The following is a 6,965-nucleotide window of genomic DNA, read 5'->3' as shown; positions in this document are numbered from 1 at the left end:
TTGATTATTCTTCGTTTAATGAAGCTTCATCAAATTGAACTGATGATTCCTTTGAGTCGATTGGTGCAGTACCCATCCATGAAATCATTTCTTTCATAGAATCAGTAATTGCGTCAGTACCAGCTCTCAAAAGCTTACGTGGATCGTAACCCTTGTTGCCCTTGTCCAAGTCCATCTTGTCTTCGATGTACTTACGAGTTGCAGCTTGGAATGCTAATTGGAATTCAGTGTTGATGTTAATCTTAGCAATACCTAATTGAATTGCCTTTTCGATTTGATCTTGAGGAATTCCTGAACCACCGTGAAGAACAAGTGGTTCGTTTGGAACTGCTTCTGCAATTTCCTTCAAACGATCGAAGTTTAAGCCAGTCCAACCTTCTGGGTAAACACCGTGGATGTTACCAATACCACAAGCAAGCTTGTCAACACCAGCAGCAACGAAAGTCTTAGCGTCTTCAACTGATGCTAATTCACCACCATCGGCACCTTGGTTTTCACCAATCTTACCGATTTCAGCTTCAACAGAGATACCTCTTTCGTGAGCTAACTTAACGATCTCCTTAGTCTTTGCTAAGTTTTCGTCAGTTGGTAAGTTGTGACCATCAAACATAACTGATGAGTAACCAAGTGCAATACATTCCTTAGCTGATTCAAAGTCACCGTGGTCCAAGTTTAAAATAACTGGAACATCGATATCCATGTTGTCCATTTCGTTAAGAACTAAGTCCTTAACAGTCTTGTAACCACCCATGTACTTAGCAGCACCAGTAGAAACTTGAATCAATAAAGGAGTTCTAGTTTCCTTAGCACCTCTTAAAAGTGCGCGAGTCCATTCAAGGTTGTTAGTGTTGTATGCACCTACAGCGTAGTGGTTTTCACGAGCAGCTTTGAAAATGTCATTACCATTTACTAAATAAGCCATTAAAAAAATACCTCCTAAATTTTTAACACATCACTAGTTTAACCCATTAGTGCAAAAATTAACATACTTTAGCTCAAAAAAATTCAGTGAATATTTTTATTTAAAGAAATATTACATTTCTTTAGGTGCATTTACACCCAAAAGTCTTAAAGATTCTGTTAAAACAATTGAAGTTGCTTGAACTAATGCAAGACGAGCATTAAGTTGATCATCTTCATCTAAAATTCTAACATTTGCATAATACTTATTAAATTTCTTACTTAAATCCAAAGCATATTTTGCAATAATTGATGGTTCAAATTTCTCTGAAGCTTTTTCTACAATAGCAGGGAAATCAGCTAATGCTTTTGCAACTGCAAAGGACCAATCATCATTTAAGCTTAAATTATCCATTGAGATTTCTTTATTAGCCTTACGTAAAATACTTTGAGCTCTAGCATTAGTGTATTGAACGTATGGACCAGTATCTCCTTCAAAACGAACAACTTCTTCTAAGTCAAAATCAAAGTTATCCATTCTATCATTCTTTAAGTCATGGAATACAACGGCGCCCACACCAACATCATGAGCAACTTGCTTCTTATTAGATAGATTTGGATTCTTTTCTTCAATTTGTTGTTCTGCTAAAGAAACTGCATCCCTTAAGACTTGATCTAAGAAAACAACGTTTCCTTTTCGAGTAGATAATTTCTTTCCACCTTGAGTAATCAAACCAAATGGAATGTGGTGAATGTTATCTGACCAGTCATAACCCATTTTCTTCAAAACTTGTTTTAATTGCTTAAAGTGACCAGTTTGTTCGCCACCAGCAACATATAATGACATAACAAAGTCATATTCTTTTTTACGATATAAGGCAGCAGCCAAATCACGAGTCATATAAAGGCTAGAGCCATCAGATTTTAAGATTAAAGCTGGGTTTTCATCTTCTCCCAAGTTAACAACTTGAGCTCCACGAGATTCTTCAAGTAAGCCCTTTTCTCTTAATTCATCAACCACTGGCTGCATCTTATCATTGAAAAATGCTTCTCCATTATATGAATCAAAAGTTACTCCTAATTCTTTATAGATACGGTTAAATTCTTGTAAGGAAACTTCACGGAACCATTTCCATAATTTGATTTCTTCTTCATCACCGTTTTCTAGTTTCTTAAAGGCAGCCCGTCCCTCATCTTCTAACTTAGGATCTTTTTCGGCTTCTTCATGGAACTTAACATAGTAATGGAAAAGATTTGTAATTGGATCTTTCTTAACATCTTCCTCATTACCCCATAAACGATAAGCAGTAATTAATTTACCAAATTGAGTACCATAATCTCCAAGATAATTAATTTTAATTGGAGTATATCCAACTTTTTCTAAAGTCTTAGCAATTGAATTACCAATTACTGTGGAACGTAAGTGTCCCATTGACATTGGCTTAGCAATATTAGGAGAAGACATGTCAATTGGAACATTTCCTTCACCAAGCTTCTGATCACCAAAATGTTCTTTTTCAGTTAGAACATCATTTAAAGTTGCATTGACTAATTTAGCATGATCAATTGCAAAGTTTACATATGGTCCAACTGCTTGAATACTAGTGAAATTATCATCACTAATTTGTTCTGCAATATCCTTAGCAATTAAAGCAGGATTTTTATGTTCAATTTTAGCCAAAGCAAATGCTGGAAAAGCATAATCACCCATCTTAGGATTCTTTGGTCTTTCAATTAACATAGAAATTTTTTCTTTAGGTAAATCTACCTGTTCACTAACTAAATCAACGACTTTTTGTTTAAAATCCACTCATAACACCTCTTGCATAAAAAAAGTCTCTTCCTAGTAAACTAGAAAGAGACGAGAAAGTTCCCGCGGTACCACTCTACTTGATACAAAGTATCCGCTTATTAATTGATTTTAAAGTTAAAGTTAAACACGCCTTCATATTGCTCTATTGTCTAACTCCCACCAACCATAGACTCGCTGAAAACAAATGCAATACTACTACTTTTAACCTTTTGTCATGAAGATTATATCAGCAAACTTAGGGAAAGTGCAATATTAAATCGAACGCATAGTAAAATTTTAATTAAAACAATAACTTAATAACTTTTTGGTCTCCACAAACCGTCCATTATCATTTTCAGCACCTAAAATCACTGTAATTACTCTTTTTCCATTTTTATCTGCTGTACAAGTGAAACACGAACCCGCACCATCAGTAGTACCCGTCTTTAAACCATCCACAGGAAATGTCGAATCATAGTATGAGAGACCATCTAGCATTTTATTACTATTAGTCATAAGTGTATTTTGAAAATATGCTCTAGATAGTTTCGTAGTATTTAAAATTTCAGGATAATCAGTTATTAATTTTCTCGCTACAATTGCCATGTCATTAGCGCTCATCTTATTTTCAACTGTTGTCGTCATCCCTAAAAAATTTTTTCTTTTCTCCGGTAAGCCATCAACAGTTACAAATTTAGCATTATTGAGCTTCCATTTTCGAGCTTGCTGGCGCATTTGATTTAGAAAATTTGTCTCACTTCCACTAACTGCAATCGCAAGTAAACGAGCTGCATTATTTGCCGACTTTACTAAGGCTGCATCATAGAGCTCTCTTACTGTATATTTTTGCCCTAGCCTAAGTGGAACACTTGCATAATCTTGATTTGAGCCTAAATCTACTATTTCTTGAGTTGGGGTAACGGTTGTATCCCAAGATATTTTTTTCTCTTTAATTGCTTGTAAAACTAAATAGACAGTTAAGAGTTTGGTCATTGAGGCAATCGGCAAGCTTTGATTAGCATTTTTAGCGTAAATGGTTGCTCCATCTTTTGCATTAATTGCTACTGCAGCTTTAACGTTTAAATCTACTTGGTCAGCATGATAATTCGATGGCATTCTATTTGAACTAAAATTGTTTTTCCATACCAAAAAACAAATAGCTACTATTACAAATATAATTAACCATAAATACTTTTTCTTAGGTTTCTTCTTTGCATGTCTCATTCGGTCACCTAAATTCTCTTTATGCAATTTAATTTATTTCGCCTTTACTTACTCATTTTTCATATCGTTTCATTAATTTTGGAAGATGAGCTGATAACTGAGTTGGTCGTACAATATATTGATTCTCTGCAATTTTATCAGCAACTAAAGAATGAATCCCCACAGCAGCCGCTACTGTTTCTAACGTAGGCGGAAATTGACCACAAAAGCCCCCGATAATTCCAGCTAATGTATCTCCCATTCCGCCAATAGCCATTCCTGGATTACCAAAAGGATTTAAATAAATATTCCCTACTTGATCATAGACTTTAGTATGATTAGATTTCAAAACTAAAATCGCATTCTTATTTTTAACTAATTTATCCAAAGCTGCCTGATTTAGTTCATCACTTTGATCAGAAATTTTTATTCTACTTAATCGCTGCCATTCCATTTGATGAGGAGTAAAAATCAAAATTTTTGAATTTAATGGTAGTAAGTCTTTTTGCTGACCAATTAAATCCAGTGCACTAGCATCTAGAATTAATGTTTGTTTTAGGGTGATGTTATCTCTAACCAAGGCCAATATTTGTTGTGCTTTCTCATCTAATCCAAGCCCCATTCCACAAACTACTACATCAGAGCTTTTAATTGATTTTTTTAACTCTATGCTTTCATCCCAATTAAGAGCCATAATCTCTGGATCTCGAGTATGGAGAGCAGCAATATTGACTTGGTCTGTAGCAACTGTCACTAAACCTGCACCACTGTTTAATGCGCCTTCTGCTGCCATAATCAGTGCTCCACCATATTTTTTACTACCTCCAATTAGGAGTAAACGACCATAATTTCCTTTATGTGTAGAACTTTTTCTCTTTTTTATTACTCTAGATATTAACCTATGTGAAATAAACTTCATTTTATCCTATCCAAAAAAAGCTCATCCAATCGATGAGCTTTACTTTAAATACTGTCATTATTTTCTTTCTCTGCAAGTTGTACTGCATATTTAGTTAATTTATCTGCAGCTACTTCACGTGCATCAGTTTGAACACTTAAAGCATAATGTTCTAAATTATCTCTAAGCTCTTGTGAAATTGTATTTTCGTATTTTCCTAATTCACTATCACTAAATGGCTTAAGAAAATCAGTTATATTGTTAAATAAACGCTCCATTGCATAACGCAATTTTTTATCATCAACACGTTTACTTGATGCAATCTGTTTTTTAATTCTTTCAAGGCTATGAATAGTATGTGGTAATAAAATATATTCATTTTTTCGTCTTTGCCAGATGATTACACCATTGGTTTCAATATCATTTAAATTATTTTGTACTTCATCTAAATTACTATCTGGACCAAAAGAATAACTCAAAGAATTATCATCTAAGTAAGCTGCATAGTTATCATGCTTATCGTCCACATCCCCGTCGTAATTATCCAAAAAGTTACGGGCTGCATTAATATCATGTTGAATTTCTCTCTTTTGTGCTACGCTCAAGTATTCTGGATCATAATCTTGATAAAGATGAGTACCCTCTTCAAACTGAACTAATAATTGTTCATTCTGTGCATCCTTTAATATCTTGTCAATTTTTTTATAGGTATCAGTTCCTAAATAAAAATCTTTCTCATCAATATCAAAATTGAAATCATTGTAACAAGTATCACGGAATCCTAATAAAGTCATATATGTATCTTTTTTCAATTTTGTCCACCTCTTTCAATCGTTATTTTACTCTTTTTCTAGGTAAGCCGGTAGTTTTTAAGTCAAGATAGATTTTTATAACTTAACCTATTTATTGCGTTGTTCATCTAAAATTCTTTTAAAGTTTGATAATTGATTTTTTCTTTGTTCACTAAAAGCTGCTGTTCCTGAATTCACATAGGCTTTAAAAAGTTTTCTTATTATTGGTTCCCAAACATTCTTTTGGGTAGAACTATTTTTTATCAAACGAGTAGCTAATTTATATGTCGTCTTAGGCGTTAACAGTTTCCTGAAATAAATTTGATTAGTGTCACTCACCGTTAGATATAGCATTTCAATAAAATCTTTTCTTTCCGTATCGTTTGTATTTTTTAGCCATTCAGCAATTGCCTTCCATGAAACTTCAGATGTGCTATCTAATTGCTTTACGGTTGCAAATCGATCATCAATAACGTGCCAAGTAAACATATCATGCTGGAGCAAACTATTTCCAGAAGCTGCCACAACAGTACAATAATCTTTTTCTCCAATCAGATCATCTTGTAATATCCCAATCAATGAGCCTTGCGGAATATATTTATGAATCTTACCCTTTAATTTTAAGAATCTATTCTTTAATCGTTCTTGATTATGAAAACCTGGTCCATCAAAACAGTCGATTCTAGCAATATGTGACAGGTCGGATTCTTTTAGGTTCAATGCAACGGCAAAAGCTAAATTTCCGCCCTTTGAATGCCCACCAAGATAAAATTTTCCTGAAAACAAATTTTTGATTTTTCGATAATAAGAACGAGCAAAATAATGGGCTGGTACCCAATCATTAAAAGACATATTAAAATTTTCTTTCCAACCGATGGTAGTAGCCGTTGTTCCCCGATATGCAATATAGTATTGATCTTCTGCAATACAAAATGTGACAGCATTAAATTGCATTTGTGTTTTTGTATCTACTTTACTAACCACATTGCGCCAACATAGTTTTTTAAAGCGGGGGTTTTGTAGCATAATCTTGATTAACTTTTTAGTATTCTTTCCACCAAGATTTCCCTGAGTTAAAGTCTTAATCTCTTCATCAGAAGCCAAATTTTGTAAACTATGATGCTGAGGAAGAGTATCAAAATTACAATACGCTAATTGAGAAAAAATCATGCTATCTACTTCGTTTAAGGGAAATTCATTAAAATTTCGCTTCTCTTTTGCAGCATATACAAGCATATTATCCAATTTTTCTTCCTCACTTTCTCGGAAATATTATATAATAGACTTCCTTGGCAGGGGCAAAAAAGGAAACTTAGGTAAGTATCTTATGATATGAACCCAAAAATTAGGACATATTATTAAACTGTTTGATTTAAAACCA

6 protein-coding genes are annotated in these 6,965 nt (G+C 33.7%); all 6 read right to left on the bottom strand.

Translation table 11 applies throughout. The features are described 5' to 3' along the window. Nucleotides 1–4: 4 nt before the first annotated feature. The 6 genes from Q9R40_RS09320 to Q9R40_RS09295 all read right to left on the bottom strand — a co-directional run bounded on the left by Q9R40_RS09320 (nucleotide 5) and on the right by Q9R40_RS09295 (nucleotide 6,829). Nucleotides 5–922: a class II fructose-bisphosphate aldolase gene (locus Q9R40_RS09320; RefSeq protein WP_004896844.1), complete on the bottom strand. Its 918-nt coding sequence runs from the start codon at nucleotides 920–922 to the stop codon at nucleotides 5–7. A 111-nt stretch (nucleotides 923–1,033) separates the two neighbouring features. Next, nucleotides 1,034–2,710: an arginine--tRNA ligase gene (argS, locus tag Q9R40_RS09315; RefSeq protein WP_304677403.1), complete on the bottom strand. Its 1,677-nt coding sequence runs from the start codon at nucleotides 2,708–2,710 to the stop codon at nucleotides 1,034–1,036. A 279-nt stretch (nucleotides 2,711–2,989) separates the two neighbouring features. Then, on the bottom strand, nucleotides 2,990–3,916 hold the full coding sequence (locus Q9R40_RS09310; RefSeq protein ID WP_370648940.1) for a D-alanyl-D-alanine carboxypeptidase family protein: 927 nt from the start codon (nucleotides 3,914–3,916) through the stop codon (nucleotides 2,990–2,992). 52 nt (nucleotides 3,917–3,968) lie between these two features. Next, on the bottom strand, nucleotides 3,969–4,814 hold the full coding sequence (locus Q9R40_RS09305) for an NAD(P)H-hydrate dehydratase (RefSeq protein ID WP_304677401.1): 846 nt from the start codon (nucleotides 4,812–4,814) through the stop codon (nucleotides 3,969–3,971). Between the two features lie 44 nt (nucleotides 4,815–4,858). Beyond that, entirely contained in the window at nucleotides 4,859–5,605 is a 747-nt protein-coding gene (locus Q9R40_RS09300; protein WP_300591856.1) for a hypothetical protein, read from the bottom strand. Nucleotides 5,606–5,692: 87 nt separating this feature from the next. After that, a complete protein-coding gene (locus Q9R40_RS09295) occupies nucleotides 5,693–6,829 on the bottom strand; it encodes a DUF2974 domain-containing protein (RefSeq protein WP_370648939.1) in 1,137 nt (378 codons plus the stop codon). Between the last annotated feature and the right edge of the window lie 136 nt (nucleotides 6,830–6,965).

It is taken from the genome of uncultured Lactobacillus sp., assembly GCF_948948975.1.
Classification (GTDB): domain Bacteria; phylum Bacillota; class Bacilli; order Lactobacillales; family Lactobacillaceae; genus Lactobacillus.
Note: the sequence above shows the minus strand (reverse complement) of the source record. Positions and strands in the feature narration are given on the sequence as shown.

Bases quoted from the DNA above. Each gene is read 5' to 3' on its own strand.
- Q9R40_RS09320 (WP_004896844.1), bottom strand. From the start codon at position 922: ATGGCTTATTTAGTAAATGGTAATGACATTTTCAAAGCTGCTCGTGAA.
- Q9R40_RS09310 (WP_370648940.1), bottom strand. From the start codon at position 3,916: ATGAGACATGCAAAGAAGAAACCTAAGAAAAAGTATTTATGGTTAATT.
- Q9R40_RS09305 (WP_304677401.1), bottom strand. From the start codon at position 4,814: ATGAAGTTTATTTCACATAGGTTAATATCTAGAGTAATAAAAAAGAGA.